This window comes from Pontibacter akesuensis (assembly GCF_001611675.1).
Lineage (GTDB): Bacteria > Bacteroidota > Bacteroidia > Cytophagales > Hymenobacteraceae > Pontibacter > Pontibacter akesuensis.
Map to the genome: position 1 here is coordinate 643,713 of NZ_CP014766.1, position 26,349 is coordinate 670,061.

A 26,349-nucleotide genomic window follows, 5' to 3' on the forward strand; every position below is an offset into this window, starting at 1 on the left:
TCTCGAGTTCTGAGTCAAACAGCTTTGAATTCAAACTTAAGCTTTCATTTAAATTGATTTCAATGAGCCACAGGCACATCATAAAATTAAAAATAACTCAGAACTACCAACTCAGAACTAATAGTTGTATTTCTTGCCCCACTGCGACTGCAGCTGTTTGCGCATCTCGTTTTCGCGAGCGGTATTGCCGGGCTGGAAAAGCGCACTGTGGCTTAGCTCCTGCGGCATAAACTCCTGCTGCACAAAGTTGCCCTCATAGTCATGCGCATACTTGTAGTTATTGCCGTAGCCAATCTCCTTCATCAGCTTGGTGGGCGCGTTGCGGATGTGCAGCGGCACCGGCAGGTTTCCCGTTTGCTGCACCACCGCCCGCGCCTGCTTAATGGCTTTGTAGGACGCGTTGCTTTTAGGCGAGGTGGCCAGGTAAATAGTGCACTGTGAAAGTATGATTTCCGCCTCAGGATACCCGATCATCTGCACCGCCTGAAAACAGTTGGTCGCCATCAGCAGCGCGTTCGCATTAGCGAGGCCAATGTCTTCCGAAGAAGCGATCAGCAGCCGGCGGGCGATAAACTTCGGGTCTTCGCCGCCCTCTATCATGCGGGCCAGCCAGTAAACGGCCGCATTCGGATCAGAGCCGCGGATGGATTTGATGTAGGCGGATACCAGGTCGTAATGCATCTCCCCGGACTTGTCGTACATCACAATATTCTGCTGGGCCACCTGCTGCACCAGGTCATTTTTCACCACCACCTCATCGCCTTTTACGCCTTCGGCCACAATCTCCAGCAGGTTGAGCAGCTTGCGCGCATCGCCGCCCGATATGGTGAGCAGCGCCTCGTACTCCTCTACCCGCACGTTGCGGTGGCGCAACCACTCGTCCTGCTCCAGCGCCTTGTCCACCAGTTCAATCAGCTCGTCTTTGGTCAGGTGCTTGAGGATGTATACCTGGCAGCGCGACAGCAGAGCCGATATCACCTCAAACGAGGGATTTTCGGTCGTGGCGCCCACCAAAGTTACCGTGCCCTTTTCCACGGCACCCAGTAGCGCATCCTGCTGGGATTTGTTGAAGCGGTGTATCTCATCGATAAACAGTACAGTGCCCTGCCGCTTTTTGGCCTGCTCTATCACCTCCCGGATGTCTTTCACGCCTGAGTTGATAGCGCTAAGGGCCACAAAAGGCACTTTCATCTGGTTGGCAATGATGTTGGCCAGCGTTGTTTTGCCCACGCCGGGCGGTCCCCACAGAATCATACTTGGTATTACACCGCCTTCTATGTAGCGCCGCAAAATACCGGTAGGCCCCACCAGGTGCTTCTGTCCGTAATACTGATCTAAATTATGCGGCCGCATGCGCTCGGCCAGGGGTATGTTCGGGTGATTCATGTGCTCTTTTTATACTTGCTCCGGAACAGGAGTATGGCAAAGCTACGAATTTGAGAGGAAAGAGGTAAGCCGGTATTTACCGTCTGGTATCACCATCCAAATCCGTGTGATCTGTCGGTTCAATCTCATTCTCCCGTTGCAGTTGTCGTTCCACGTGCTCACTGTCTTCGCGCAGGGCGGGCTCTTCCATCGGGCTTTCCGATGGCCGCTCGTCGCCGAACAGGATGCCCCACTGCTTAAAGCTCTCAGTTCTGTCAAAGATGATTTTGAGTACCGCAATAATCGGCAGCGACAGGAACATACCAATAACACCCGCAATCTCGCCGGCTACAATTACCCCCACAATACTTGCCAACGCATTAATTCGTACCTTCGAGCCTACAATGCGCGGCATCAGGATGTTGTTGTCCAGAAACTGCACAGCCGCTATCACACCCAGCACCGTTACAATAGGCCACAACTCCGACGAGGAGGCAAGCGTGATCAGCACGCCGATGATATTGCCCAGCAAGGCGCCCACGTATGGGATCAGGTTCAGGAAAGCGAAGATCACCCCGATCAGGATCGCGTGCTTTATGCCAACAATCATGAGGATGCCGCCCAGCAGAATGGTGATGTACGTGATCTGGATCAGCAGGCCAAACAGGTAACTTTTGATGATGGTTTCCATTTCACGCATGGCGCCCTCCACTTTCTCGTGCTTGTCGTTGGAAAACCAAAAAAACACGAAGCGCAACAGGAGGTTCTTATAGAACAGCAGCAGAAAAATGTAGATCGGCAGCAAGCCTATGAAAACGAAGATTCCCGTGATGGAAAGTGCGGCACCGCTCAGCATGTTCCCGGCATAGCTTAGAATCCGGCTGCTTTGCTCGCTTATAAAGCTTGTCTGCTCCTCTGTGGAGAGCGGTGAAATATCTTCGACCCAGGCACTCAGCGTGCGGAGGTGGTTTGTTACGTTCTTTTGGATGGTAGGAAAATCAGATGCCAGGCTGCTGATCTGGTAGGAGAAAAACCAAACAATACCGGCCATCAGCAGGACCAGCACCAGCAGACTGATGCCAATGGAAACTGCTTCGGGAAGATTCTTGCTTCTAAAGAAACGGTATATCGGCAGCAGCATGATGCTTAAAAAGAAAGCCATCAGCAGCGGGGCCAGAATGCCTTTTCCCAACACAATGAGCCATCCCAGGAAAAAGAGCCCCATGACTTCAATCGATCTCCGGACAGTCAGCGGTAAATTATTCGTCATATAATCATTTCATGTTGTTTGATTTGCCTATATACGGTGCAGCAGCAAAATCACCTCCTGTCACCTGAAAAAATATGGCGGCACAGGCCGGGGCAATTCAAAACACTTAAGATTGACTACACCTCTTTCAAACAGAAACACGCTACCTTTGTGCCATGAGTAAGCAAGTACAGGTGCACGCGGCCCTCTTTCTGGTGGCGTTGATTTATGGCAGCAATTACAGTATAGCTAAAGAGGTGATGCCGTTTTACGTCGGCCCATTCGGCTTGATTGTGATCCGGGTAGTGTCAGCGGCACTGTTCTTTGGCATATTCGCCCGCTTTGTTTCGAAAGAGAAGATTGTGGGATGGGCAGACAACCTGCGGGTTATACTTTGCGGCGTAACGGGCGTGGCCGTAAACCAGCTTTGCTTTTTCGGCGGCCTGAACCTGACAGCGCCCATTAATGCGGCCCTACTGATGGTGATTGTGCCGGTGGTGGTGCTGGTATTCTCGGCCATACTGCTGCGCGAGCGCATCGGCACGCGCAAAGTAACGGGCATTGCTGTGGCCTGCCTCGGTGCCTTTCTGCTCATTTATACGTCGCGCGGAGAGAGTGCCACCGGCAACCTCTGGGGCGATTTGCTTATTGTGCTCAACGCCACCTCCTTCGGCTTATACCTGGTGCTGGTAAAACCGCTGATGCAGAAGTATAAAGCCATTACCATTGTGAGCCGCATCTTTACTGTGGGTGCCGTCATCGTCATTCCCTTTGGGTTCAGCCAATTGCTTACCCCCGACTACACTGCCTTCCCGACCTCTATCTGGGTGGCTATTGTGTTCATGGTGTTTGCCGTGACGATTGTGGCCTACTTGCTCAACACCTGGGCACTGCGCTACGCCAATCCTTCGTTGGTGGGCGCTTATATTTACCTGCAGCCGGTAATGGCCATACTTATCGCAGTGAGTGTTGGCAAAGATGAGTTTACGTGGCAGAAAGGGCTGTACGCGTTGCTGATTTTCACGGGGGTGTACCTGGTAAGCCGAACGCGGCAGAAAGCGGCGGCAGCAGTAGAATAGTTGCTGTTTTAACTGTAGCTGCGTAGCGCCAGACGCTCGCAGGAGCTGCGCACGCTGCGAGCGTCTTACCCGTTTAGCAATGGTGCCTGCCCTAAAGACCTCACGGTGTCCGAAGGTCCCGCGAGCGTCTGCCGGATCAGCTGCTCTAACCTTCATCCTGTGAATCATTTGAAATCCAGCAAATCCTGATTCAGACAAACAAAAAAAGTCCTGCCGGTTTAGCACCGGCAGGACTTCTTATTTATACTTAGGGTAGGGCTAGGCGTTTGACTTGGCAAAACGATTGCGGTTCTCGCTGCGTGGCGCACCGCTTCGGTTGTCCTGGCTGCTGCCGCCTCCGTTACGTGGGCCACCAGCTGGTCTGCTGCTGCCTCCGCCACTGGAAGGACGTCTTCCGCCGCCGCCTCTTTTCTGCTGCTTCTGCTGCTTTATCGTGCTGGCTGCTTCGGCAAAATCCTTCGCTGTTAGCGGGAACGGATGGTTGTCGATAACCGGAACAGACTTAGAGATCAGCTTTTGAATGCTGGCCAAGTATGGCGTCTCCTCTGCATCGCAGAAAGAAAGCGCAACACCACTGGCACCGGCTCTACCCGTACGACCAATGCGGTGCACGTAGGTTTCCGGCTCGTTCGGCAACTCAAAGTTAATCACGTGCGATAGTTCATCCACGTCAATTCCGCGTGCGGCAATATCCGTGGCAACCAATACACGTGTCTGGCTTTTCTTGAAGTTATCCAAGGCACGCACACGCGCATTCTGCGACTTGTTACCGTGAATAGCCTCTGCCTGCACACCTGCTTTGCTGATATCGCGGGCTACTCTGTCGGCGCCATGCTTGGTGCGGGTAAATACCAGCGCACGGTCAATAGAGCCGTCTTTCAGCAAGTGAAGCAACAGGTTTTTCTTGTCGTTCTTCTTCACGTAGTACACCGCCTGCTTGATGGTGTTCACCGTAGACGAAATCGGCGTTACCTCCACCTGCGAAGGATTCACCAGGATAGTGTTCGCCAACTTGATGATTTCCGGGGCCATGGTAGCCGAGAAGAACAGCGACTGCTTTTTCTCTGGCAACACCTTCAGCACTTTGCGTACATCGTTCACAAAACCCATGTCCAGCATGCGGTCCGCCTCATCCAGCACAAACATTTCAATGCTGTTCAGGTGCACGTACTTCTGCGCCATCAGGTCGAGCAAACGTCCTGGTGTAGCCACCAGAATATCGATGCCTGCCTTCAGTGCCGTTGTTTGCGGGTGCTGCGATACGCCTCCGAAAACAACAGTGCTTTTCAGGCCTGTGTGCTTTCCGTAAGAAGTAAGGCTCTCGCCAATCTGCAAGGCCAGCTCACGCGTCGGCGTCAGGATCAGGGCTTTTATCTTGCGGGGGCCTCTCTGGTCGCTGTTCTGCTGCTGCTCGTGCAGCAATTGCAGAATCGGAATAGAAAAAGCCGCCGTTTTGCCTGTACCCGTCTGAGCACAACCTAACAGGTCTTTCTTCTGAAGTATAAGCGGAATGGACTTTTGCTGGATTGGTGTTGGGTTGGTGTATCCTTCTGTTTTAAGAGCTTTTAGGATTGGCTCAATCAAATTAAGATCTTCGAATGTCATTCAATGGTTTTTCAAATAAAAACCGCGCAACACCTTGTGCGTTGCTTCTGCGGTAAGGTGGCCGGAATCTGATATGTTGATGTCTTTAGTGGAGAATCCTACCGACATCCTGGGCCATTCCCGACCTGTATTATTGCTATCAACCTAAATAAGGCAAGTATAGTTCTTTAGTGTTGATAAGAATGCAAGTTGCAAAGATAGCGTTATTCTATGTTGCATCCTAACCGGTCGAATTTAAGCCTTAGCCTACCCGGAGCGAGCTCATGGAAATAGCGCCCAGCTGCAATTTGTCGTTGTAAAACTGCACCGGCTCCTGCTCCTGGCGCAAGCCCAGAGTATACAGCAGCGGGAGGTAATGCTCCGGCGTTGGAATGGCCATGGAGGCCGATTTGGCCAACTGCTCATATTTGATGAGCGGCTCCGCATCACCTGTTATAATCTGCTGCTTTACCCGGTTGTTCACCTCCTCGGCCCAATCGAAAGCCACGTCCGGGTTCTGCCAGTTGAGCAGGCGCAGGTTGTGCACTATGTTGCCGCTGCCTACCACCAGCACCCCTTTCTGCCGCAGCTTGCCCAGCTCCTGTGCCAGCTCATAATGCCACTGGGGCGGTTTGGTATAGTCGAGGCTAAGTTGCAGCACCGGCACATCGGCGGCAGGGTAAATGTGCTTCAGGATGCTCCAGGTGCCGTGGTCCAGTCCCCACTCGTGGTCGAGGTGCAGTTCGGCTTTCTTTACCAGCTGCCGCACCTCGGCGGCAAACGCAGGACTGCCCGGGGCATTGTACTGCACGTCAAAAAGCGCCTGCGGAAAGCCGTAGAAGTCGTGAATGGTGCGCGGCTGCTCCATGGCGGTTACAGCAGTCCCTTTCGTTTGCCAATGTGCCGACACTACAAGTATAGCCTTCGGTTTCGGAACACCGTCTGCCATACTTGCCCACCCACGGGTAAACTCGTTTTCCTCCACCGCATTCATCGGGCTGCCGTGGCCTACAAAGAGCACAGGCATGCGGTACTCCTGCTTGGGTAGCTGGTTTAGGCTTTTTAACAAATCCATATTTATACTTGCGCCACTTTTTCTTCCTGCACAATATGCTGCACTATTTTCACGGCGTGCTCCCGTGAGTTCTCAATAAACCACACATGCGTGTCCATCCCGCCGCAAATTACGCCGGCCAAATACACGTTGGGTAGGTTTGTCTCCATCGTTTCGGGGTGGTACTGCGGGTGCCGCTTATCGTCTTCTGTAAGCTTGATGCCTATTCTCTCCAGAAAACTGAAGTCGGGCTGGTAACCGGTCATGGCAATAACAAAATCATTCTCCAGGGTGAGCTTGCCCTCCGGCGTCTGAATATCAACCTCCCGCTCCCGCACCTCTGTCAGGCTTGCGTTGAAGTATGTCTTTATCTCCCCGGCCTTGATGCGGTTTTCCAGATCCGGCTTGGTCCAGTACTTTATACTTCCCAGTTCTGGCTGGCGAATCACCATGGTTACGTCGGCTCCCTTGCGCCATGTTTCCAAGGCTGCGTCGGCGGCTGAGTTGTTGGCGCCGACTACCACTACTTTCTGGCGGTAATAGTAATGCGGGTCGAAGTAGTAGTGGCGTACCTTCGGCTGGTTCTCGCCGGGCACGTGCAGCAGGTTCGGAATGCCGTAAAACCCGACAGCCACCACCACATGGCGGGCCACATAGCTGCCTTTGTTCGTGCTGATGTGGTACTGCTCTCCTATCGGCTCCAGGTGCTGCACCTCCTCAAACAGGTTAATGTTCAACTCAAACTTATCGGCCACGCGACGGTAATACTCCATGGCTTCGGCACGGGTAGGTTTAGCGTGAATAGAGGGGAACGGAATGCCGCCGATCTCCAACCTGTCTGCGGTGGAGAAGAACGTCATGTTTAGGGGATAGTTGTAAATGGAGTTCACGAGGCAGCCTTTCTCCACGATGAGGTAGCTTAGCCCCGCTTTCCGGGCCTCCAGCCCTGCCGCCAGCCCAATGGGGCCGGCACCAATAATGAGTATGTCGTATGTTGTATCCAAGTGTATTCTTTTGTCGGTTCGCGTATTTAAGCGCACCTGTTATAACACCAAGTAGGACAACAAAGTTTTGCGGGTGCGCCTGCGCGGCTACAGCTCCATTTTCATGACGTACATGCCGCGGTATTCCGGCTTCATCTGCTCAAAGTCGAGGCGATGGGTGCCGCACTTCTCAAAGCCGTTCTTCTCATAAAAATCCACGGAGCGGCTGCTGTCCATCGCTTTCAGCCAGATCACTTTCTTGCCGTGTTCTGCCGCGATGGCTTTGGTTAATTTCACCGCTTCGGCGCCAATGCCCTTTCCTGATGCTGCTTTTGTGAGGTAGATGCGTTCGAGTTCCAGCGCCTCGGCTGCCGGATACTCGGCAAACGCCTTGTGCAGGTTCAGCTTCAGGAAGCCCACCAGCTCCTCTTCCGCGTGAATTAGGTAGAAAGCCGCGTTCGGGTCAGCGAGCTCTGCTTTCAGGGCTTCATCTTTAAAACTGCGGTCAATGTACCACATGCCGCCGTCGTACCACAAGTATAGATAGTGGTCGCCGTAGGAATTGATGGCAATGTCCTGCAGCGTGTGGAGGTCTGCGGGGGTACAGGGGGTGAATTGTGCGTGAGGCATTGAAACCTGTTAGGAGTTTGTGAAGACCAAAGCCTATATAAGCGGCAAATCCGCCATTTGTTTTGGCTCTTATAAAACCTTTACATATAGGTGGGACTTATGCCTGGAGGCAGTCCCATATCCCGTTGTCAGCAGGAAGCTACACCAGTTCCGGGTCCTGCAGAATTTCCTGTAGTAGTTCTTCCTCCACAGGCTTTACCAAAAACTGCACCACGTTCTGAAATTCCTTAGACCGCTGTCTGTCCAGTTCACTTGTAGAGGACGTGAGGATGTATACCTTCTGCTGCATGTTACGCTCCTGCATCCGCTCCAGAAAGCTCCAGCCATCCATTATCGGCATGTTCAGATCCAGGAACACCACATCGGGGCTGAGCTCGTCCAGCGACTCAAAAGCCTGCTGCGGGTCCGTGAAATCGTGCACGGTAAAAGCAGGGTTTACATTTTTGATAGAAGTGACCATAATGAAGTTAAATATCTCCATGTCATCCACTAAAACAATCTTTTTCATCTGTCTCTTCCTATACTTGTAGTTCTGTTACCTGTAGTTTAATCAAATCTGAGGTAGACTTTTCAATTACCTCCTTCAGCGCTCCATCCAGGTCCTGTGCCGACGACCGGAGCCTTGGCATGATATCGGCTGTGACCTGCTCCGCCGACCAGGGCCGCATGTCCAGCAGGTTTATCAGGCCCAGCACACGCGACAGCGGCTCCCGCACCTTGTGGGCGTTCAGCACCGATATCTCCAGCAAGCGCTCATTTTTGGAAGCGATCTCTTTGGTGCGCTCCACAATCACCCCCTTCTGGTATTCCATAATGGAGGAGATCACACTGTTCTGTTCGTTAATGGTGGTCAGCGCCTGCTCCAGCCTGCTGTTGTTGCTGTCAAGCTCCTGCAGTAGGCACAGCTCAAATAGCTTAGCCTCCAGGTTTTCGGCCACCAGTTTCAGAAACGTAATATCTTTCCGGGTGAAGGCCCTGTTGCCGGCCGAAAGCACCGATACCGTAATGTGCCGGTCCGCGTCGATCTGAATCACCCATCCCCACAACTCTGCCTGCTCCTCTGCAGACAGCCTGTAACTCTCCGGTAAGTCCAGCTCCGTTATACTTGTCCAATGCCTGGGTACCCGCTGCTCCAGCAGTTCCTCCTCATAAGGAAGGTACGCCGGCACGTTGGCAATTTCAATGTTTGCCCCTCCGGCCGATACCTGCAGGTGAAGGAAAGTGTTGCCCCGTTGGTAACTTGCCCGGAAGGTATGAAAGTTGAAAAGGTACTTCAGGTTTATCCGGAAACAAGCGGTTACAGCCTGTAAGTCGCGGCAGCGGATCAGATTGTTAGAGAAGCGTGAAAATGCCTCGTAGGTGATCCTAAAAACCTGATTATCAACAGTCATGGCCGCCGTACCGCTTAAAATTCCGCCTCTGCCAGCTCGTTGTCCAGTTTGATGCCGGACACGGTGGCGATGGTATTGAGCATGTTCACCAGGTCGGCCTGCGCCATCAGTTCCTGCACTTCCTCATCTGTGAAGCCTTCTTTTCTCAGGTCCTCGAAATCCTCATCTGTCAGGCTCTCGGTGTGCAGCGCTGCCTTTGTAACCAGGCGAATAGCGGTTTTGTAGCTGCTTGGCAAAAGCGACGACTCCAGCTCAGTGGCTCTGTAGTTCTCTTCCGTGCTGATGAGCTGGCTCATGCTGTCGGCGAAAATACCGTGTGCCTTGGCGCAGTAGTCGCAGCCGCGCAGGTTGGATACATTGTAAATAATCAGTTGCTTCAGCACGTTCGGCACCTGTCCGTCAATAAGGGTGGCCTTCAGCTTTGCCCAGTTTCCACGCAACAAGGTGGCGTTCTGGCCCTGGCATTTAAACCAGTTCAGCACAAACGGCAGTTGCAGCGTCTTCATGGCGTCATCGTATATAGCCTTTACTTCAGGGCTCGCCTCTTGGTACTCTACTAGGCGATAGCGGCTCTGCGTTGGAACAGTAATCGTAGAAATCATTATATATAAATTTGAAGATATAAAATTAAAAATAATTCCGACGTGTGCTGTGTTATCCTCGAAATATTTTATTCATCTTCAATTCCCTAAAAGCAAAAGCGGCAGGAGGATCTCCCCCTGCCGCTTTTGCTTTTACTATATTTCTCTTTTAACCTATCGCCTCGTTCAAATCCGGCAGCCTGCCGAAACGGCGCAAGGTGGCAATGTGCGAATTCACCGCCTGCCCAAAGGTTTCGTTTTCCATGTACGGAATACCGTACTCTGCCGCCGTTTCGCGCACAATGGAGGAAATAGCCGGATAATGCACGTGGCACACCCGCGGGAAAAGGTGGTGCTCGATCTGGAAATTCAGACCGCCCACGTACCATGATATCCACTTGTTGTTACGCGAGAAATTGACAGTGGTATTCAGCTGGTGAATTGCCCAGTCGTTCTCGATGTTGCCGTGCTCATCGGGCCGTGGGTGGCTGGTGCCCTCCACGGTGTGCGCCAGCTGAAACACCACGGTAAGTATAATACCGGCCACAAAGTGCATCAGCAAAAAGCCTAACAGCACCTGCACGAAGGGGATACCGAAGAACAAAGGCGGCACTGCCAGCAGTGTGAACAGGTAAATCACCTTCATCGAGACGATCTTCAGCAGCAGCGTTCTGTTTTTAGCATCAGAGTTGGCGTTCACGCCGTTTTTCTTGAACAGGGCGTACTGCACAAAGTCTTTGGCCACTACCCAGTAGAGCGTCAGCAAGCCATAAAAAGCAAAAGCGTACAGCCACTGCAGTTTATGAAAGAACTTCACCTTGGAGTGCGGGTTGAAGCGCAGCACCAGGCGGTCCTGAATGTCTTCGTCCATCTCCACCACGTTGGTGTAAGTATGGTGGAGTACATTGTGCTGCAATTTCCAGTTAAAGGCTGAGCCACCCACCAGGTTCAGGGTAAAGCCCATCATGTCATTCACTTTTTTATTGGTAGAGTAGGCGCCATGGTTAGCGTCGTGCATTACGCTCATACCAATGCCTGCCACTGACAGGCCCATGATGAACCACAACCCCATACTTACCCAAAGGGCAGGCTGCAGGGCGAGCAACAAAATAAAAGGCATTATATAGCCCAGCAACAGCACCACGCTCTTTACCACCATGGTAGTATTGGCCGTTTTTGCGATGTTGTTCTCGATGAAGTATGTATCAACGCGCTTGCGCAAAGTGGCAAAAAACAGGTTTTTGTCCTTGCTCACGAATTTTACTTTGGTTTTTACATTCATAGTTTTGGGTGCTAGCAATTTAGATGTTAAAGGCGAGGGTATGCCCGGAGGAAGCTGAAAGGGAGTGCGAGATATTTAGTAAAACAAGCAAAAAAACACACTTTAAGTTCCTCTTGCCCCTGTCGCCTCTGCTCCAGAACTACCCGGAGCTTTCCTTAAAAAGCTGATTATCCTCAATTTTGGCTAAATATAAGTATAAAGCATGAGTGCAGCAGCAACAGCAGGAGCAGCAGAAAAAAAATTAGCAAAGCCGATAGAGCACAGTTACCCTGGAAGCCTGGATTAGGCTTCTCTTAGTTATACTGTTGTAGCCCAAAGGGTAAAGCAGTACAGAGGCATGAATAAAAAGGAAGGGGTTGGCCAAACAGCTTGGCCAACCCCTTCCTTTTATTTAGTTACACCTTATTTATAGGTGTATTACCTCATCATAAGCAGCTGCAGTGGCCTCCATCACGGCCTCGCTCATAGTTGGGTGCGGGTGCACCGACTTAATGATTTCGTGTCCGGTAGTTTCCAGTTTACGGGCCACCACAATCTCCGCGATCATTTCGGTAACGTTGGCACCAATCATGTGCGCGCCCAGGAACTCGCCATACTTGGCATCAAAGATCACCTTCACGAAGCCCTCTTTCACACCACCTGCACTGGCTTTACCAGAAGCAGAGAATGGGAATTTGCCCACTTTGATGTCCAGCCCTTGCTCACGGGCGGCTTTCTCAGTCAGACCCACAGAGGCGATTTCAGGAGAGCAGTACGTACAGCCCGGAATGTTGCCGTAGTTCAATGGCTCCGGGTTTTGACCCGCAATTTTCTCCACACAAATAATTCCTTCCGCAGAGGCCACGTGTGCCAGTGCCGGCCCCGGAACAATATCGCCGATAGCATAGATGCCGTCCACGTTCGTTTTGTAGAAGTCGTCCACCACAATGCGACCTTTCTCCACCTTAATGCCGAGCTCTTCGAGACCAATGTTCTCCAGGTTTGTCTGGATACCCACAGCAGAAAGCACCACCTCAGCCTCCAGCGTCTCTTCGCCTTTCGCCGTTTTTACTTTCACTTTGCAAATGTCGCCTTTTGTGTCCACAGACTCCACAGAAGACTCCGTCATGATGTTGATGCCCGCCTTCTTGAAAGACTTGGCTAATTGACGCGATACTTCTTCGTCCTCCACAGGCACAATGTTCGGCATATACTCCACCACGGTTACCTTGGTACCCATGGCGTTGTAGAAGTAGGCAAACTCCACCCCGATGGCACCGGAACCAACTACTACCATACTTTCAGGGCGCTTCTCCAGCACCATAGCCTGGCGGTAGCCGATGATCTTCTTGCCGTCGATGGGCAGGTTTGGCAACTCGCGTGAACGCGCACCTGTTGCCAGAATGATGTTCGTCGCTTCTACCGTTTCCTTTTTGCCCTCAGCATTGGTTACCTCAATTTTGCCTTTGGCCACCACTTTGCCCGTTCCCATAATCGCGTCGATCTTGTTTTTGCGGAACAGGAACTGTATGCCTTTGCTCATGCCGTCGGCCACGCCGCGGCTACGCTGAATCACCTTATCAAAATCAACCGAAGCGTCGCCTACAGTAATGCCATAGTCAGCAGCGTGGTTAATGTACTCAAACACAGTTGCGCTTTTCAGCAATGCTTTCGTGGGAATACAGCCCCAGTTCAGGCAGATACCACCCAGCGACTCGCGCTCGATCACACCTACTTTCAAACCAAGCTGCGACGCACGAATAGCGGCCACATAACCACCCGGGCCACTACCCAGCACTACTAAATCGTATTTTGATGCCATAGTCTCTTTTTTATAGTTGATAGACAAAATTAAACGATAATCCCCATACTGCAAAACCGCCTTGCTCCTGCTGTGCTTTTTGGCAAAATGGGTGGAATCTGTTAAGGTGATACGGCGAAAGCGCCAGAAGAAAGGAGAAAATGCGTAGCAGCGGCACAAGAAGCAATGGTTTATACTTTCCTTCACTTGAATTTGACGAATTTATACTTGGAGGAAAGCGGGGTATACCATTGTCAGACGCTCGCAGGAGCTGCGCACGCTGCGAGGTCTTTGCGCAAGTCCCCTCGCCTCTTGGGGAGAGGGTGAGGGGCAGCATCTGCTGAATACTATTCGCTTCCATTCCCTATCAGCCTCAAAGAACAAAAGACGCCACAACAGCGCCTTTCATTCAAATCAAATAATCACAAATAAGTTTTTATGCGCCAGCGGGCTTTTTCTCTTTGCCCTTTGCCAGCAGGTCCTGCTTTGCATTTTTAAGGTCGATGGCCTGCATGCGGCGAACGGTTTCGTCTTTGATAACAGCAAACGCATCCATATGTTTCTTGCTTACGGGGTCGGCGGCGGGCAGTTTTACGCTAAGCGCATCTACCTGGCGGCCGTTTTTCCAGAAGCGGTAACACAGGTGCGGTCCCGTTGCCAGTCCGGTGCTGCCTACATACCCGATGGTCTGGCCCATTTTCACGCGGGCTCCTTTGCGGATGCCTTTAGCGAATTTAGACATGTGCAGGTACTGCGTGGTATAGGTCTTGTTGTGCTGTACTTTCACAAAGTAGCCATTGCCGCGGGTGTAATGAGCATCCACCACCACGCCATTGCCAACCGTACGGATGGGTGTGCCACGCGGCGCGGCGAAGTCAGTACCCAAATGGGCTTTATAGCGCTTTTGCACCGGGTGGAAGCGGCGCTTCGAAAAGCGCGAGCTGACACGGCTATACTCCAGCGGCTCTTTCAGGAAAGCACGCTTCAGGCTCTGCCCCTTCTCATCAAAGTAGTCCATGCCTTCGCCGGTATCAAACCCGATGGCATAAATCGGCTCTCCCTCATGCTCAAAAAAGGCTGATTTCAGTTCCCCGAATCCGATGGTCTCGCCATTCACCACTTTCTCCTCATAAATAAGCTTAAACTGGTCGCCGGGCTGTATGCGGTTCAGGTCGAGGCGCCAAGCGTAGATATCGGCAAACTTGTTCACGAGCTGCGGTGAGCCACCGGCATCCACAATGCTTTCGAAAAGGGAGCTTTTGATCTCGCCGGCCAGCACACGCTCCAGCACCTGCACCTCGCGCTTGTGCAATACCACGTTCAGGCTATCACGCAGGTCGAAGATGACGTACTCTACCTGGCTTGGCTCATAAATAAAGAACTCGGCTGTCTGTGCGGAGTCGCGCTTGTGCAGAATAGTGTAGTTGCGGCCAGAGGCGATGCGGCGCACGTTAAAAATGTCTTTGGATTTTTGCGCCAGATTGTAAGCAGTGGTCGGATCGATGTTGTACTGGGCCAGGATCTGCGAAAGGACTTCCCCGCGCTCCACTTCGCCCTCCACAATCTCCAGCGAGTCTGTTTTGATGCCGTAGACGATGGGTGCCGGTACTTTTTTTATGGGGATAACTCTCTCCGGCGCGGCGGCGGCTTTCACTTTCTCCAGGGCCAGCAGGTCCTCTGGTTTAAAGTCGAGCGTTTGGGCAGCGGTGATGCACACCAGCAGCAAAAACGCAATCAGGATGGCAAATCCTTTACTGCTATTCAACATGGGCTAAAAGTTCCTTTGTTCACAAATCGGCACGAAAATAGGCTTTAACCGATGAAAAAAAAAGTTTAATCGCACACAATAATCAGATTACAAATAGGTTATCCCTAATTTTCATAAACCATATATAGTAATCTTTACTTTAAAAGCCATACTTTCAACTTCCATTGCACCTTTACCACATGGAGGACAAGGGCCTCAGAAACAGCTGTTTTTAAAAGCTCGGGAAGCAAGTTTTCAGGTGAGGGCAGATTATGAAAATCTTTTTTAACTTTGGCTCCTATGAAAGCATTAGAAGGAAAAGTAGCCCTGATAACGGGGGCATCGAAAGGAATAGGCCGTGCCATCGCACAGAAATTTGTGGAGATGGGCGCACAGGTGGCGTTCACGTACCTGTCGAGCGTTGAAAAAGGACAGCAACTGGAGCAGGAGCTTGCCGCCGATGGCGGTAAAGTGAAAGGCTACCGCTCGGATGCCTCTGACTACACCCAGGCAGAGCAACTGGTGGAGGACGTGGTAAAGGAGTTCGGCAAGCTGGATGTGGTGGTGAACAACGCCGGCATCACGCGCGACGGCCTGCTGATGCGCATGAACGAGGAGCAGTGGGACGCCGTGATGAACGTGAACCTAAAATCTGTCTTCTCCGTGACCAAAGCAGCCACCAAGCACATGATGCGCGCTAAGAGCGGCTCCATCATCAACATCACCTCGGTAGTAGGCATCAAGGGCAACGCAGGCCAGGCCAACTATGCGGCCTCCAAGGCGGGCATTATCGGCTTTACCAAGTCTGTAGCGCTGGAACTCGGTTCCCGCAACATCCGCAGCAATGCCATTGCCCCGGGCTTTATCGAAACCGAAATGACAGGTGAACTCGACCAGAAAGTAGTGGACGAGTGGCGCAAGGCGATTCCGCTGCGTCGCGGCGGCTCCCCTGAGGATGTGGCCAACGCAGCCGTGTTCCTGGCCTCCGACCAATCGGCCTACATCTCTGGCCAGGTGCTGCAGGTAGACGGCGGCATGCTTACCTAAAGAATTATGAATGCTGAATTATGAAGTATAAATTGATTTTTCTTACATAATCTGAAATTCATAATTCAGCATTCATAATTCATCATTCTTCAAAAAGGCCAATGCTGCTGCGTTTACGTTAGTAGCATTGGCCTTTTTGTTTTAACTTTAGTTTCAAGATTAACTGGCACAAGCAACAGTTCGTTAAATGTCGTGCCGTGAAGGGTGAGTATTTTCCCACTCATTCATAATTCATAATTTCTAATTCAGCATTCATTGAACAGCTTTCGACTGATAACCACCGCCTCTCCCTGGCTTATACTTGCCTGCCTGGCAGCGGGCGCCTTGTACGCCTGGATGCTCTATAGTAAGAAGGCTCCCTGGCCGAAACCGCTCAACTATGCGTTGGCAGCCCTGCGCTTTGTGGTGGTGAGCGTGCTCTGCTTTCTGCTGATGGGGCCGCTGGTGCGGTATGCCTCCAATACCACGGTGGCACCTACCATTGTGTTTGCGGTGGACAATTCACAGTCGGTGGAGCTGTTTTCGGACTCTGCCCAACTACGGGCGGTGCAGCAGGGTTTGCAGCAGGTGCGCGAGCGGCTGGAGGAGCAAGGCTACCAGACGGCCATTCAGACCTTAGGCGAAGGACAGGCCGCACCAAGTATAAATGAAGTAACGTACGGCGCCGAAACTACCAACCTAAGCCAGTTGCTCCAGCAGGTACAGGAGGCGCATGACGAGCAGAACCTGGCCGGCGTGGTGCTACTTTCGGATGGCATCGTGAACCAGGGCACCTCCCCTACCTATTCTAACTACAACTATACTTTATACCCTGTTGCCGTGGGCGATACGGTGCCGAAGCAGGATGTGCTGGTGGCTTCGCTGCGCTACAATAAGGTTAACTACAGCGGCAACCGCTTCCCCATAGAGGTGGAGTTGCAGCAGCAGGGCCTCGACGGGCGAAGGGCTACGGTTATACTTCAGGAAAACGGTAAAACCATCGCCAGTAAAAATGTGCTGCTAAGCAAGGAGAAGCCGATACAGCAGGTGCCGTTTCAGGTGCTGGCAAGTGGGTTGGGCAAGCGCCATTACGTAGTGCAGGTGCAGCCGGTGGAAGGGGAATTTACTACGCTAAACAATACCAAGCATGCTTACATTGATGTGGTGAAGGGAAAAATCAAGGTGCTTGTAGCCGCTGCTGCCCCACACCCGGACATCAAAGCCATTCGCACAGCCATAGAGACCAACGAGAACTACGAGACAACGCTTTTTATTCCGGGCCTGAACGAACTGAAGCAGCAGGATTATGACATCGCCATACTTCACCAGTTACCCGGACGTGTGGCTGGTGGTGAGGCAGCCCTGAATCTGGTGCGCCGGAAAAACCTGCCTGCGCTTTACATCCTGGGGCCGCAGTCTGACATGGCGAATTTTAACCGCCTGAACGCTGGCGTTAACGTGATCAGCACCGGACAGACGGACGAGGTTACCGCTGTGCCGAACTCCAGCTTCAACAACTTTCAGTTTCCAGAGAATGCCGCAGACAGGCTAGAGAACTTTCCCCCGGCGCGTGTACCTTTCGGGGATATTCGCCTTGCCCGCAACACCGAAGTTATACTTTACCAGCAGGTAGGTCGGGTGCGCACCACCAAGCCGCTGCTGACGGTGCAGACATCCGGCAATAAACGCGATGCCGTGCTCCTGGCTTCTAACACCTGGCAGTGGCGCCTGCAGGAAGCTGCCAATAACGAGCAGCCGCAGGTGTACGATCAGCTGATGACGAACCTGGTGCAGCTCCTAAGTGCTCCGCGCAACAAGAAGCGCCTGAACGTGTACCCGGTACAGACCGAATATACCAGCTCCGACGCAATCCATTTTAATGCCGAAGCCTATAACGAGGCGCTGGAACCGATTTACGGGCAGAACATTACCCTGAAAGTAAGTGGCGAGGAAGGCGAGCCGAAGACATTCACCTTTGCCAACGGCGAGGACCAGCGCGGGGTGAACATCGGCACCCTGCCCGGCGGGCGCTATACGTACACAGCCAGCGCCAGCATAAACGGCTCGCAGCAGCAGGACAAGGGAGAGTTTGTGGTGGAAGAGCTGCAGCTAGAGGCACTCAATGCTGTGGCCGACCATAGCCTGCTTTTCCAACTGGCCAACAACACTGGCTCCAGGCTATACTACCCACAACAGCTGCAGCAGCTGGAGCAGGACATTCTCCAGGCTAATCACAAGCCCGTTATCTACAGCCAGGAAGAATTGAATGACATAGTCGACTTTAAATGGCTGTTCTTCCTGTTGCTCGGCCTGATTTGCGCGGAGTGGTTCGTGCGCAAGTATAACGGCAGTTATTAGAGTTTCCTGATATAAGTATAGATAGGTTTCCGGCGCAAATGTGCGCTTGTGCCGAAGTGGTGGAACAACGTTACTAATGCTTATTGTCCCACTTCTGTCATTTCGGGAGCAGCGGGAAATCGATCCGGAATATTGAAAGGATCTCTCCTTTCGTCGAGATGACAATGAAAGGAAAAGGCTCTGCAAAGTGAAACTTACTCACTTTGGCTCCTTTCTTAACTGTGCCCGTAATACAGAAAGAACTGGAGCAAGCGTATTTTTGCTGGCGCAAGGCACAAGCGTACACTTTCGCCAGTGCGTAACCATGTTCCCAACGCTTGCCCTTAAGTATAAATTTATCATACACCCACGGCACCTTCTACCCAAACTATGATCTCTCCCACCGTCCTCACCACCGACCGCCTGCAGCTCCGTGAGCTGACGCCGGAGATATTTAACCAGCTCTTTGTAACCCGAACCAAGGCACAGATTATGGACTACCTGGGGCTGAAGTCGGATGAGGAATTTGCAGACATGGAGGAGCGCTACGTAAAAGGTCTTACCACGTATTACACCACGTTCAAGGGCTTCCATTTGATAGACCCGGAAACACAGCAGGTAATCGGCAACTGCGACTTTCATACGTGGGTAAGGAGCCACCGGCGTGCGGAAATCGGCTACAACCTGTTTGATGACACGTATAAAAACAAGGGGCTGATGAAGGAAGCCTTGGCGCGTATACTTACCTTTGGCTTCGAAGAGATGGAGCTTTACCGCGTGGAGGCGCTCATTGCTACCTACAATATACCATCGCTGCAGTTGGTGCAGCACTTCGGTTTTAAGCGCGAGGGCCTGCTGCGCAACCATTACAATGTAAAAGGCGTGCTGGAAGACTCTGTTGCATTCTCGCTCCTGAAGCCGGAGTTTGAAGATTGGCAGGCAAAGCAACCTGCATAGGGTTCTTCACTTTTTATACTTTAAATCGACAGAAATTGAAATACATCATCATCAACAAACCCTTCGAAGTACTCACGCAATTTACGGACGAGGCAGGCCGTGCCACCTTGAAAGATTTTGTGGAGGTGCCGGGCGTTTACCCCGTTGGCCGCCTCGATTACGACAGCGAAGGCCTCGTGCTGCTCACCGACGACAAAACAATGCAGCACCGCCTCTCGGACCCAAAGTTTAAAGTGGAGAAAACATATTGGGTGCAGGTAGATGGTGTGCCAACCGACGAGGCCCTGACACGGCTGCGGCTGGGCGTGAAGATAAAGGAAACCAAAACCACTCCTGCCAAGGTGCGCCTCCTGGAGGAAGACCCGCAGGTTTGGGAGCGCTCCACGCCTATCCGCTTTCGGAAGAACATCCCCACTTCGTGGCTGGAAATCAAAATTTCACAAGGCATGAACCGCCAGGTGCGCCGCATGACCGCTGCCGTTGGTTACCCAACGCTCCGCCTGATCCGACCAAGTATAGGCCAGCTTGGCTTAGGCAATTTACAGCCCGGCGAGTACCGCGAACTGACTCCTGAGGAAGTAGAACAACTGAAAGGCCTTGCTGCCAAAGCCGGCACCGGCGGTGGCCACAGTGGCTTTAAGCCCAGAGGCACCGGCACCGCAGCAAACAAAGGCAAGCGCCCAGGAGGCAAGGGTGGTTTTAGGAAGCAGATTAATTAGCCAGTTTGAGGAGGAGGTGTATTTCTACTAATGAATAAACCCACCCCTACCCCTCCTAGGAGGGGAATAGTCAGCAGAAGTATGAACATCCCCCTACCCCCTTCAAAGGGTGACTTAGCCTTTGTTGCATAGCTACGGCTTTTGCATATACCCCCCTATGGTCCCCTCAAGGGGACAGTTCTACCAGTTGCATTAGCTACAGCAGTGGCTATCTGACTGATTCCAGTCCTTGGGTTGAGCGCCTTGCAATTGATGCGGTGCCCGTAAGGGCAGCCCGCAGCGGAGCGAGGAGCAGCTTCAATTGCACAGCGCGATGCCCGAGGACGAGGCCCCGCGGCCGTGAGCGCTCCACAGCAGGAAGTGAAACAGTGGGTTAGTGAGAGCTGGAGGATGTACGGTACCTAGGAAGTATAGCTTGGTTGAAAATGCGAAAGCAGTGGCTATGCAAGTGTGGCTGAAGCAGTTAAAGGCACAAGCGGACGCTTGCGCCAGGAAGTGTGACAAGTATAGCCACTATGCAAGTATGGCTGACACAAGTGTAGCCGCCGCTACACAAGTATTGCTTTTCAAGCCAGTCGAGGTACAAATTCAACATCATACCAGGACACAAGCGCCAGAGAGAGGGAGCATCGGCCAAAAGCCTCATCAGCTAAGATCCTTTCAGGAAGACAAACGAAATTGAACTAGAAAAAACAGCATCCTGCCCCCTCCCAACAAGCATCATTTTAACAAAACTTTAACTTCAAATTCATTTAGCGAAAGCAACCATTTGCCAAATTTGGTCATCTCTTAAAGCGTAACCACTTAAAGCAATGCGCCATGTATACATCTACCACCTCTAAAGCTCCTGTTCTGGAATCGCTCCTTGATTTGCGCAGTGAAATCAGGTTGAAGATGCAGCACGAAGAACAGTCTTTTCACCTGCCCGAGGCCACTAAGATTGAGGTGTTACGGCTCAGGCTGGCTACTAATATTAAAATGCATCAGGTGCTGTACCCTCTTAGCCTCTTTTCAGCCATTGTATTCATCGCTATCAGCCTTGGCTTTGTGCTACAGGCCTATACTTTTAATTGGTGGGCAAGCGCTTTGCCTGGCGTGCTGACTTTTGTGCTCACCCTGCAATCACTTTTGCTAAGGCAGCGCATTACGCACCAGCAAAACATGCTCTTTCTGTTGCAACTGGATGAGCATCTGGCACAGGCAGAACGGGACGCCATGTTCAGCCATGCCCTGAGCTAGACTGCAACGGCCCGGCCATACCTTTTAACAATTCCAGTCCTTGCTCAAACGGCCCAAAGCCGGAGGCGCTGTTAATATGCCCGGCCATCCCGATATTCACGTAGCGACAGCCCCATGCCTCGGCTAATTCCTGTGCCCGTATCGGTTTAATGTAGGGGTCGTTGTTGCTGGTGATAAGGATGCTCGGGAAAGGCAACCGCTCCATCGGAATAGGCGCAAAGCCCGTGCTGCCCTCCGGAAAAGAAGCTTGTTCTGTGTCTGCGGGTGCAACCAATAAGGCACCTTTGATCTTTTGCTTATACTGCTGCGCCCAGAAAGCCACGGCGACACAAGCCAGGCTATGCGCCACCAGCACCACCTGCCCCGGCTCGTTTTCCTGCACAGCAGCATGTAGCGTCGCTACCCACTCCTGCCGGTCCGGTGCTTCCCAATCTCGTTGCTGCACACGTTTGAATTGCGGATACTGCTGCTGCCAGAGGGTCTGCCAGTGTTGCGGACCAGAGTCTCCTAAACCGGGTACAAGTATAACGGTACTGTGTTGCATGTTTTTCTGATTTGCTATCGGGCTTTTATACGCGAATGCGCTGCTTCGGCTCTCTTTTGTTCCAACGTGCTGCCTCACCTACTTTAAAACATGAACAGCTGCGAGCATTTCTTTGCAAGTAAAGGACGAAAAATCTACCTTGTTTAGACATTGCCCCTACTGAACTATGAAAACTGATCCATTAGCACTGCAACTACCCGTTGCCCAGGATTTATACTTGCGCAAAGCTTCTCCTGCCGATGCCACAGCACTTTATGATATCATTGACCGCGACAGAGAATACCTGCGTGAGTGGCTCCCTTTCATTGATTTCAGCCAGTCGGCAGCGGATACAGAGGCTTTTCTCACCTACGTATCAACTAACAAGTCTGAACTGGTCTTCAACATTGTACATGAGGAGAAGGTGGCCGGGCTGATCGGGTTGAAAGGCATTGATACCCTGAACAAGAAGCTGGAGATTGGCTATTGGCTGGCGCAGGACAAGCAAGGCAAGGACATTATGCGCCGGTGCTGCCATACGTTGCTACGGTTTGTTTTCGAGAAGCTTCAGATGAACCGGGTAGAGCTGCGCGTGGGCGTTGGCAACATGCGCAGCAGCCGAATCCCAGAAAAATTAGGCTTTACGTTTGAAGGAATACAGCGCCAGGGCGAACTGCTCAACGGCTCCTTCCATGATCTGCAGGTATACAGTCTGCTTCGCAGTGAGTTTAAACGCTGATCTTTCCCTAATTTCGCCAACATTATTCCCAGAAAAAGATATATTTGAAGAACATACTAGAAGGCTTCAACTCAAAAGACTTCCTCCGTACTTGTACTAAGATCAATCCTCACATGAAAAATTTAAAACTTGCTTTGGTTGCGCTGGCATGCGGTTCCATTTTTACAGCTTCGGCGCAAGACCTGAGCAGCATCACGCAGGACAAAGCCACCCGCATCGTCTCCACGTTAAGCGCCGACGACATGGCGGGCCGCGCCTCCTTTACCCCGGGCATTGAGAAGGCGGCGCAGTTCATTCAAAGCGAGTTCCAGCGCATTGGCCTGCAGCCTGTGCCCGGTGAGGACGACCTGCTGCAAACTTTTGCCATGTACCGCGTGAAGCCGGAGGAAAAGGAGGCAAAGATCAACGGGCAGAAAGTTCAGCCGGGCGACATGTTTGCCATCACCGATAAGAAGGAGCTGGAGTGGAAGCAAAAAGGCAAGCAGAAGGTGGTATCCATTGGAGAGAACGACGATTTCCGGGCTGCCCTGGGTGAGCTGAATAAGGAGCAGCAGGATGTGCTGGTACTGGTGCACCCGAAGCACGAGGAGATTTTCAGGCGTTACCAGCACTACATGGGCGAGGGCAGCGTGAAGCAACAGCTGGATGATAACAGCAGCAGCAAAGTGTTTGTGCTCACAGCTCAGGAAAACGCTAAGAAGTATAAACTGGAGGTGGAGAACAAGATCGAAAAACTGCAACTCACCAACGTGGCAGGCATGATCGAGGGCAAGCGCAAAAACGAGTATGTGGTGTTTTCCGGCCACTACGACCACATCGGCATCCAAAAAGCAGTGGACGGCGACAGCATCGCCAACGGTGCCGACGATGACGCAGCCGGAACAACGGCCATGATGCTGCTGGCCGACTATTACAAGCAGCAGCCACAGCCGGAGCGTTCGCTCATTTTCGTAGCTTTTGCCGCCGAGGAGATTGGCGGTTTTGGATCCAAATACTTCTCCCAGCAGCTAAACCCGGACGAGATCGTAGCTATGTTCAACATTGAGATGGTGGGTAAGCCCTCTAAGTTTGGTCCGAACAGCGCCTACCTCACCGGCTTCGAGCGTTCTGACTTAGGCACGCTGATGCAGAAACGCCTGGAAAGCACCACCTACAGCATCCACCCCGACCCGTACCCGGAGCAGAACCTGTTCTACCGCTCCGACAACGCCACGCTGGCCCGCCTCGGCGTACCTGCCCATACCATCTCGTCGGTGCAGATAGACCAGGATAAAACCTACCACACCGTAAACGACGAGCTGGAGCAGCTGGACATGGCGCACCTCACCAACATGATCAAAGCCATCGCCCTGGCCTCGCAGGGAGTAGTGAACGGAGAAGATACACCAACCAGGGTTGATAAATCGCAGGTGCGGTAATTAACAGCTACTCCTGCTAGCTGGCTGTAATGGGCGGCTAGCAGGAGTAGTATTCATGCTATACTATAGTTAGGCGGCACTTTGTAATCATTGTTCATATTAACATTGAAATAGAGTACCTGAAATAATTTTATTAGAGCGGGTTATATCTCTTAAAAATCATTTTGCCATACTTACAGCATTAACTTAAACCTAAAATAAAGGAATTCGCATGGTAGAGTATAATAAAGCAATACTAGAAAAGGCGAACGAAGCTATTACTGAGGGTGACAATGAAGGATTTCTGTCTTTCTGCACCGACGACACAGAATGGACTTTTGTAGGTGACCAGACCTTACGAGGGAAGGAAGCTGTTCGACGGTACATGGCCACGGCGTACATAGAACCACCGAAGTTTATGGTTGAAAATTTAATCTCTGAAGGTGATTTTGTTACAGCCCTCGGCAAAATCAGATTAAAAAACAGTGACGGGAAAATGGCTGACTACTCATACTGTGACGTCTGGCGATTTCGCGACGGTAAGATGGCTGAATTAAAGGCTTTCGTTATCAAGACTGACTAAAAGTGCAAACCACCATCGTTACAATGATCATTGGGAGAAATCACCCCTAATAGTGACTAGCTACATATTAGAAAAGTAACGCCTAACAACACCTAAAAAGCGTTCAAAACGCTTTTTAGCCAAGTACGTTGGCAGTAATACATTTATGATGGGCATAAGACACTTTATATTTGCCTTGATTCTTTTACTAAGAGTTGGCACCACCTATGGGCAAAAAAAGTTCAAAGTGGTAGTAAAAGAAACTGGCGGTTGGCAAGAACTATTTTCGTTGGTAGATGAAAATGGAAAACTCATACGCAAGCTTGACCCTAAGAAATATTTTGTGTGTTTCAACCCTGATGAGTATGTCTATTTTGCAATCTTCGGTCTAAGAGCAGGTTTAGATGATGGCCCTGGCTGGACAGCAATCAACGCTGAGGAAAAAGTATTGTTTAACGTCTACAATGCAAGTTCAGGGGAGCCATCCCCTGACTACCTTGTCGATAACAAAATCAGAATAGTAGATAACGATAATTTAATCGGCTATGCTGACCTTAAAGGTGAAATTATCATTGAACCCCAATTTGAAGTCGCAACCTCTTTTCATAAAGGAAAAGCAATAGTAGGCAAGAATTGCAAAAAAGTGCCGTCGGACAAACATGCAAATGAATCAGACTGCAATCATTCCTCCATTATTTGTGATAAGTATGGTTACATCAACGATAAAGGCACTTTAATAAAAATCGGGGCCTATACTTTTGAGCAGATTATGCATGAAATAGGCTGGAAAATGCCTGATGAATAGAAGTACTATGGCCAATGCTTTATAAACTTCATCTCGGCCTACGGCCTTCACCGTGTTTTATACTAAAACATTATACTTAATAACATCGGCGCATCAATCATTAACTGACACCCACTACCTTCTCCCCATCCCTCCATCTTTATTTGCAACAGTGTTTAAACAATAAACGCTATACCTTTGTTACCTCATCTCTAAAGAGAAGCAACATGAGTGAAAATAAGCAAAAGAGATTAGCCGACATCCCGGTTTCAGTCCTCGACTTAGTACATATTCTGGATGGCAAAACAGCGGCAGATTCCTACCCAAAAAGTTTGGAACTGGCGCAGCATGTGGAGAAGCTGGGCTACACGCGGTTTTGGATGGCGGAACACCACAACATGCAGGGCATTGCCAGTTCGGCTACTTCGGTGCTGATCGGCTACATTGCCGGCGGCACCTCCACCATCCGGGTGGGTTCCGGTGGCATCATGCTCCCGAACCATGCGCCGCTGGTGGTGGCAGAGCAGTTCGGCACACTGGCCTCGCTGTACCCGGGCCGGATAGACCTTGGCCTGGGCCGCGCGCCGGGCACCGACCAACGCACTGCCATGGCCCTGCGCCGTAACATTGGCAGTGCCGGAGAGGATTTCCCGACAAACGTGCAGGAACTTCAGACTTACCTGTCCTCCGAAAACAAAAATTCACCTGTCCGGGCAGTACCGGGTGAAGGACTCGATATCCCGATCTGGCTGCTGGGCTCCAGCACCTTTGGGGCACAACTGGCCGCCATACTTGGTTTGCCTTATGCCTTTGCCAGCCACTTTGCACCAGCCAGTCTGCACGCAGCCCTGAAAGTATACCGCGACAACTTCCAGCCTTCCGAGCAGCTACAGGAGCCGCACGCCATGGCCTGTGTAAATGTGATTGCGGCAGACACGGATGCCGAGGCGCTCCGCCAGTCCACCTCCCTGTACCGGGCTTTTCTGAACGTGATCAGGGGAACGGGACATCCTTTGCAGCCGCCGGTGGATAGCATGAATGGCCTCTGGGATGCCTCGGAGCGTTACGCGGTGAGCCAGATGCTGCGCTATTCGTTTGTGGGCAGCCCGGCCACGGTGCAGGAGGAAATTCAGGCTTTTGTAGACGAGACACAGGTTGACGAGATCATGGTGGCCTCCACCATGTATGACCACACCGCCAGGCTCCGATCCTATGAAATTTTGGCCGACCTGTTTAAAAAAGTTGAGCGCAAAACAGCTACCCAGGAGGTTTAAAGGAGCTTAATCTTTAAACAGTCCCGGCAGCGAGCGGGCGCAGGTAGAAGCAGGAACCGGAATTTTG

The 26,349-nt window shown here is 51.6% G+C and carries 24 protein-coding genes; 11 read left to right on the top strand and 13 right to left on the bottom strand.

The window, feature by feature from the left end:
* Positions 1 to 117: 117 nt before the first annotated feature.
* Positions 118 to 1,386 carry a replication-associated recombination protein A gene (locus A0W33_RS02630; RefSeq protein WP_068836728.1) on the bottom strand — a complete coding sequence of 423 codons (1,269 nt, stop codon included), beginning with the start codon at positions 1,384 to 1,386 and terminating at the stop codon, positions 118 to 120.
* Positions 1,387 to 1,462: 76 nt separating this feature from the next.
* Positions 1,463 to 2,635, bottom strand: coding sequence for an AI-2E family transporter (locus tag A0W33_RS02635; RefSeq protein WP_068836729.1), 1,173 nt, complete (start codon positions 2,633 to 2,635; stop codon positions 1,463 to 1,465).
* A 155-nt stretch (positions 2,636 to 2,790) separates the two neighbouring features.
* Here A0W33_RS02635 and A0W33_RS02640 point away from each other — a divergent pair, with 155 nt between their 5' ends.
* A complete protein-coding gene (locus A0W33_RS02640) occupies positions 2,791 to 3,693 on the top strand; it encodes a DMT family transporter (RefSeq protein ID WP_068836730.1) in 903 nt (300 codons plus the stop codon).
* Positions 3,694 to 3,951: 258 nt separating this feature from the next.
* On the opposite strand, the gene A0W33_RS02645 is transcribed toward A0W33_RS02640, so the two are convergent.
* From A0W33_RS02645 to A0W33_RS02690, 10 genes are all read right to left on the bottom strand, one after another.
* Positions 3,952 to 5,298 carry a DEAD/DEAH box helicase gene (locus tag A0W33_RS02645; RefSeq protein ID WP_068836731.1) on the bottom strand — a complete coding sequence of 449 codons (1,347 nt, stop codon included), beginning with the start codon at positions 5,296 to 5,298 and terminating at the stop codon, positions 3,952 to 3,954.
* A 241-nt stretch (positions 5,299 to 5,539) separates the two neighbouring features.
* Complete coding sequence (ygiD, locus tag A0W33_RS02650) at positions 5,540 to 6,352, bottom strand: 4,5-DOPA-extradiol-dioxygenase (protein ID WP_172798078.1); 813 nt, start codon at positions 6,350 to 6,352, stop codon at positions 5,540 to 5,542.
* 2 nt (positions 6,353 to 6,354) lie between these two features.
* A complete protein-coding gene (locus A0W33_RS02655; RefSeq protein WP_394331611.1) occupies positions 6,355 to 7,341 on the bottom strand; it encodes a YpdA family putative bacillithiol disulfide reductase in 987 nt (328 codons plus the stop codon).
* An 81-nt stretch (positions 7,342 to 7,422) separates the two neighbouring features.
* Entirely contained in the window at positions 7,423 to 7,944 is a 522-nt protein-coding gene (locus A0W33_RS02660) for a GNAT family N-acetyltransferase (RefSeq protein WP_068836734.1), read from the bottom strand.
* 139 nt (positions 7,945 to 8,083) lie between these two features.
* A complete protein-coding gene (locus tag A0W33_RS02665; RefSeq protein ID WP_068836735.1) occupies positions 8,084 to 8,452 on the bottom strand; it encodes a response regulator in 369 nt (122 codons plus the stop codon).
* A 10-nt stretch (positions 8,453 to 8,462) separates the two neighbouring features.
* A complete protein-coding gene (locus tag A0W33_RS02670) occupies positions 8,463 to 9,335 on the bottom strand; it encodes a hypothetical protein (protein WP_068836736.1) in 873 nt (290 codons plus the stop codon).
* A 14-nt stretch (positions 9,336 to 9,349) separates the two neighbouring features.
* Complete coding sequence (locus tag A0W33_RS02675; protein WP_068836737.1) at positions 9,350 to 9,937, bottom strand: carboxymuconolactone decarboxylase family protein; 588 nt, start codon at positions 9,935 to 9,937, stop codon at positions 9,350 to 9,352.
* Positions 9,938 to 10,085: 148 nt separating this feature from the next.
* Positions 10,086 to 11,198, bottom strand: coding sequence for a fatty acid desaturase family protein (locus A0W33_RS02680; RefSeq protein WP_068836738.1), 1,113 nt, complete (start codon positions 11,196 to 11,198; stop codon positions 10,086 to 10,088).
* 406 nt (positions 11,199 to 11,604) lie between these two features.
* Positions 11,605 to 12,999: a dihydrolipoyl dehydrogenase gene (lpdA, locus tag A0W33_RS02685; RefSeq protein WP_068839888.1), complete on the bottom strand. Its 1,395-nt coding sequence runs from the start codon at positions 12,997 to 12,999 to the stop codon at positions 11,605 to 11,607.
* 415 nt (positions 13,000 to 13,414) lie between these two features.
* Entirely contained in the window at positions 13,415 to 14,746 is a 1,332-nt protein-coding gene (locus A0W33_RS02690) for a peptidoglycan DD-metalloendopeptidase family protein (protein ID WP_068836739.1), read from the bottom strand.
* A 279-nt stretch (positions 14,747 to 15,025) separates the two neighbouring features.
* Here A0W33_RS02690 and fabG point away from each other — a divergent pair, with 279 nt between their 5' ends.
* The 5 genes from fabG (at position 15,026) to A0W33_RS02720 (ending at position 21,003) form a co-directional block, all read left to right on the top strand.
* Positions 15,026 to 15,772, top strand: coding sequence for a 3-oxoacyl-[acyl-carrier-protein] reductase (gene fabG, locus A0W33_RS02695; protein ID WP_068836740.1), 747 nt, complete (start codon positions 15,026 to 15,028; stop codon positions 15,770 to 15,772).
* 255 nt (positions 15,773 to 16,027) lie between these two features.
* On the top strand, positions 16,028 to 18,109 hold the full coding sequence (locus A0W33_RS02700; RefSeq protein ID WP_068836741.1) for a vWA domain-containing protein: 2,082 nt from the start codon (positions 16,028 to 16,030) through the stop codon (positions 18,107 to 18,109).
* Positions 18,110 to 18,478: 369 nt separating this feature from the next.
* Entirely contained in the window at positions 18,479 to 19,045 is a 567-nt protein-coding gene (locus A0W33_RS02705; RefSeq protein ID WP_068836742.1) for a GNAT family N-acetyltransferase, read from the top strand.
* Positions 19,046 to 19,080: 35 nt separating this feature from the next.
* Positions 19,081 to 19,764 carry a pseudouridine synthase gene (locus A0W33_RS02710; protein ID WP_068836743.1) on the top strand — a complete coding sequence of 228 codons (684 nt, stop codon included), beginning with the start codon at positions 19,081 to 19,083 and terminating at the stop codon, positions 19,762 to 19,764.
* An 819-nt stretch (positions 19,765 to 20,583) separates the two neighbouring features.
* Positions 20,584 to 21,003: a hypothetical protein gene (locus A0W33_RS02720; RefSeq protein WP_068836745.1), complete on the top strand. Its 420-nt coding sequence runs from the start codon at positions 20,584 to 20,586 to the stop codon at positions 21,001 to 21,003.
* On the opposite strand, the gene A0W33_RS02725 is transcribed toward A0W33_RS02720, so the two are convergent.
* Entirely contained in the window at positions 20,984 to 21,547 is a 564-nt protein-coding gene (locus tag A0W33_RS02725) for an RBBP9/YdeN family alpha/beta hydrolase (protein WP_068839889.1), read from the bottom strand. The genes A0W33_RS02720 and A0W33_RS02725 overlap by 20 nt on opposite strands.
* A 166-nt stretch (positions 21,548 to 21,713) precedes the next feature.
* On the opposite strand from A0W33_RS02725, the gene A0W33_RS02730 reads away from it, so the two are divergent.
* From A0W33_RS02730 to A0W33_RS02750, 5 genes are all read left to right on the top strand, one after another.
* Positions 21,714 to 22,265 carry a GNAT family N-acetyltransferase gene (locus A0W33_RS02730; protein WP_068836746.1) on the top strand — a complete coding sequence of 184 codons (552 nt, stop codon included), beginning with the start codon at positions 21,714 to 21,716 and terminating at the stop codon, positions 22,263 to 22,265.
* A 113-nt stretch (positions 22,266 to 22,378) separates the two neighbouring features.
* A complete protein-coding gene (locus A0W33_RS02735) occupies positions 22,379 to 23,683 on the top strand; it encodes a M20/M25/M40 family metallo-hydrolase (RefSeq protein WP_068836747.1) in 1,305 nt (434 codons plus the stop codon).
* 211 nt (positions 23,684 to 23,894) lie between these two features.
* Positions 23,895 to 24,245 carry a nuclear transport factor 2 family protein gene (locus A0W33_RS02740; protein ID WP_068836748.1) on the top strand — a complete coding sequence of 117 codons (351 nt, stop codon included), beginning with the start codon at positions 23,895 to 23,897 and terminating at the stop codon, positions 24,243 to 24,245.
* Between the two features lie 145 nt (positions 24,246 to 24,390).
* The gene (locus A0W33_RS02745; protein WP_068836749.1) at positions 24,391 to 25,029 is read left to right on the top strand and encodes a WG repeat-containing protein; all 639 of its coding nucleotides are present in this window, start codon (positions 24,391 to 24,393) and stop codon (positions 25,027 to 25,029) included.
* A gap of 206 nt (positions 25,030 to 25,235) precedes the next feature.
* Positions 25,236 to 26,282 (top strand): LLM class flavin-dependent oxidoreductase, encoded by a 1,047-nt coding sequence (locus A0W33_RS02750; RefSeq protein WP_068836750.1) that lies wholly within the window; start codon positions 25,236 to 25,238, stop codon positions 26,280 to 26,282.
* Positions 26,283 to 26,349: the final 67 nt, after the last annotated feature.

What these genes read in the sequence shown, in the direction of transcription:
- A0W33_RS02725 (WP_068839889.1), bottom strand. Translation starts at nt 21,547, where the DNA reads ATGCAACACAGTACCGTTATACTTGTACCCGGTTTAGGAGACTCTGGT.
- A0W33_RS02740 (WP_068836748.1), top strand. Translation starts at nt 23,895, where the DNA reads ATGGTAGAGTATAATAAAGCAATACTAGAAAAGGCGAACGAAGCTATT.
- A0W33_RS02660 (WP_068836734.1), bottom strand. Translation starts at nt 7,944, where the DNA reads ATGCCTCACGCACAATTCACCCCCTGTACCCCCGCAGACCTCCACACG.
- A0W33_RS02630 (WP_068836728.1), bottom strand. Translation starts at nt 1,386, where the DNA reads ATGAATCACCCGAACATACCCCTGGCCGAGCGCATGCGGCCGCATAAT.
- A0W33_RS02730 (WP_068836746.1), top strand. Translation starts at nt 21,714, where the DNA reads ATGAAAACTGATCCATTAGCACTGCAACTACCCGTTGCCCAGGATTTA.
- A0W33_RS02675 (WP_068836737.1), bottom strand. Translation starts at nt 9,937, where the DNA reads ATGATTTCTACGATTACTGTTCCAACGCAGAGCCGCTATCGCCTAGTA.
- A0W33_RS02745 (WP_068836749.1), top strand. Translation starts at nt 24,391, where the DNA reads ATGATGGGCATAAGACACTTTATATTTGCCTTGATTCTTTTACTAAGA.
- A0W33_RS02665 (WP_068836735.1), bottom strand. Translation starts at nt 8,452, where the DNA reads ATGAAAAAGATTGTTTTAGTGGATGACATGGAGATATTTAACTTCATT.
- lpdA (WP_068839888.1), bottom strand. Translation starts at nt 12,999, where the DNA reads ATGGCATCAAAATACGATTTAGTAGTGCTGGGTAGTGGCCCGGGTGGT.
- fabG (WP_068836740.1), top strand. Translation starts at nt 15,026, where the DNA reads ATGAAAGCATTAGAAGGAAAAGTAGCCCTGATAACGGGGGCATCGAAA.
- A0W33_RS02705 (WP_068836742.1), top strand. Translation starts at nt 18,479, where the DNA reads ATGATCTCTCCCACCGTCCTCACCACCGACCGCCTGCAGCTCCGTGAG.
- A0W33_RS02640 (WP_068836730.1), top strand. Translation starts at nt 2,791, where the DNA reads ATGAGTAAGCAAGTACAGGTGCACGCGGCCCTCTTTCTGGTGGCGTTG.
- A0W33_RS02635 (WP_068836729.1), bottom strand. Translation starts at nt 2,635, where the DNA reads ATGACGAATAATTTACCGCTGACTGTCCGGAGATCGATTGAAGTCATG.
- A0W33_RS02720 (WP_068836745.1), top strand. Translation starts at nt 20,584, where the DNA reads ATGTATACATCTACCACCTCTAAAGCTCCTGTTCTGGAATCGCTCCTT.
- A0W33_RS02735 (WP_068836747.1), top strand. Translation starts at nt 22,379, where the DNA reads ATGAAAAATTTAAAACTTGCTTTGGTTGCGCTGGCATGCGGTTCCATT.
- A0W33_RS02670 (WP_068836736.1), bottom strand. Translation starts at nt 9,335, where the DNA reads ATGACTGTTGATAATCAGGTTTTTAGGATCACCTACGAGGCATTTTCA.
- A0W33_RS02690 (WP_068836739.1), bottom strand. Translation starts at nt 14,746, where the DNA reads ATGTTGAATAGCAGTAAAGGATTTGCCATCCTGATTGCGTTTTTGCTG.
- A0W33_RS02750 (WP_068836750.1), top strand. Translation starts at nt 25,236, where the DNA reads ATGAGTGAAAATAAGCAAAAGAGATTAGCCGACATCCCGGTTTCAGTC.
- ygiD (WP_172798078.1), bottom strand. Translation starts at nt 6,352, where the DNA reads ATGGATTTGTTAAAAAGCCTAAACCAGCTACCCAAGCAGGAGTACCGC.
- A0W33_RS02645 (WP_068836731.1), bottom strand. Translation starts at nt 5,298, where the DNA reads ATGACATTCGAAGATCTTAATTTGATTGAGCCAATCCTAAAAGCTCTT.
- A0W33_RS02680 (WP_068836738.1), bottom strand. Translation starts at nt 11,198, where the DNA reads ATGAATGTAAAAACCAAAGTAAAATTCGTGAGCAAGGACAAAAACCTG.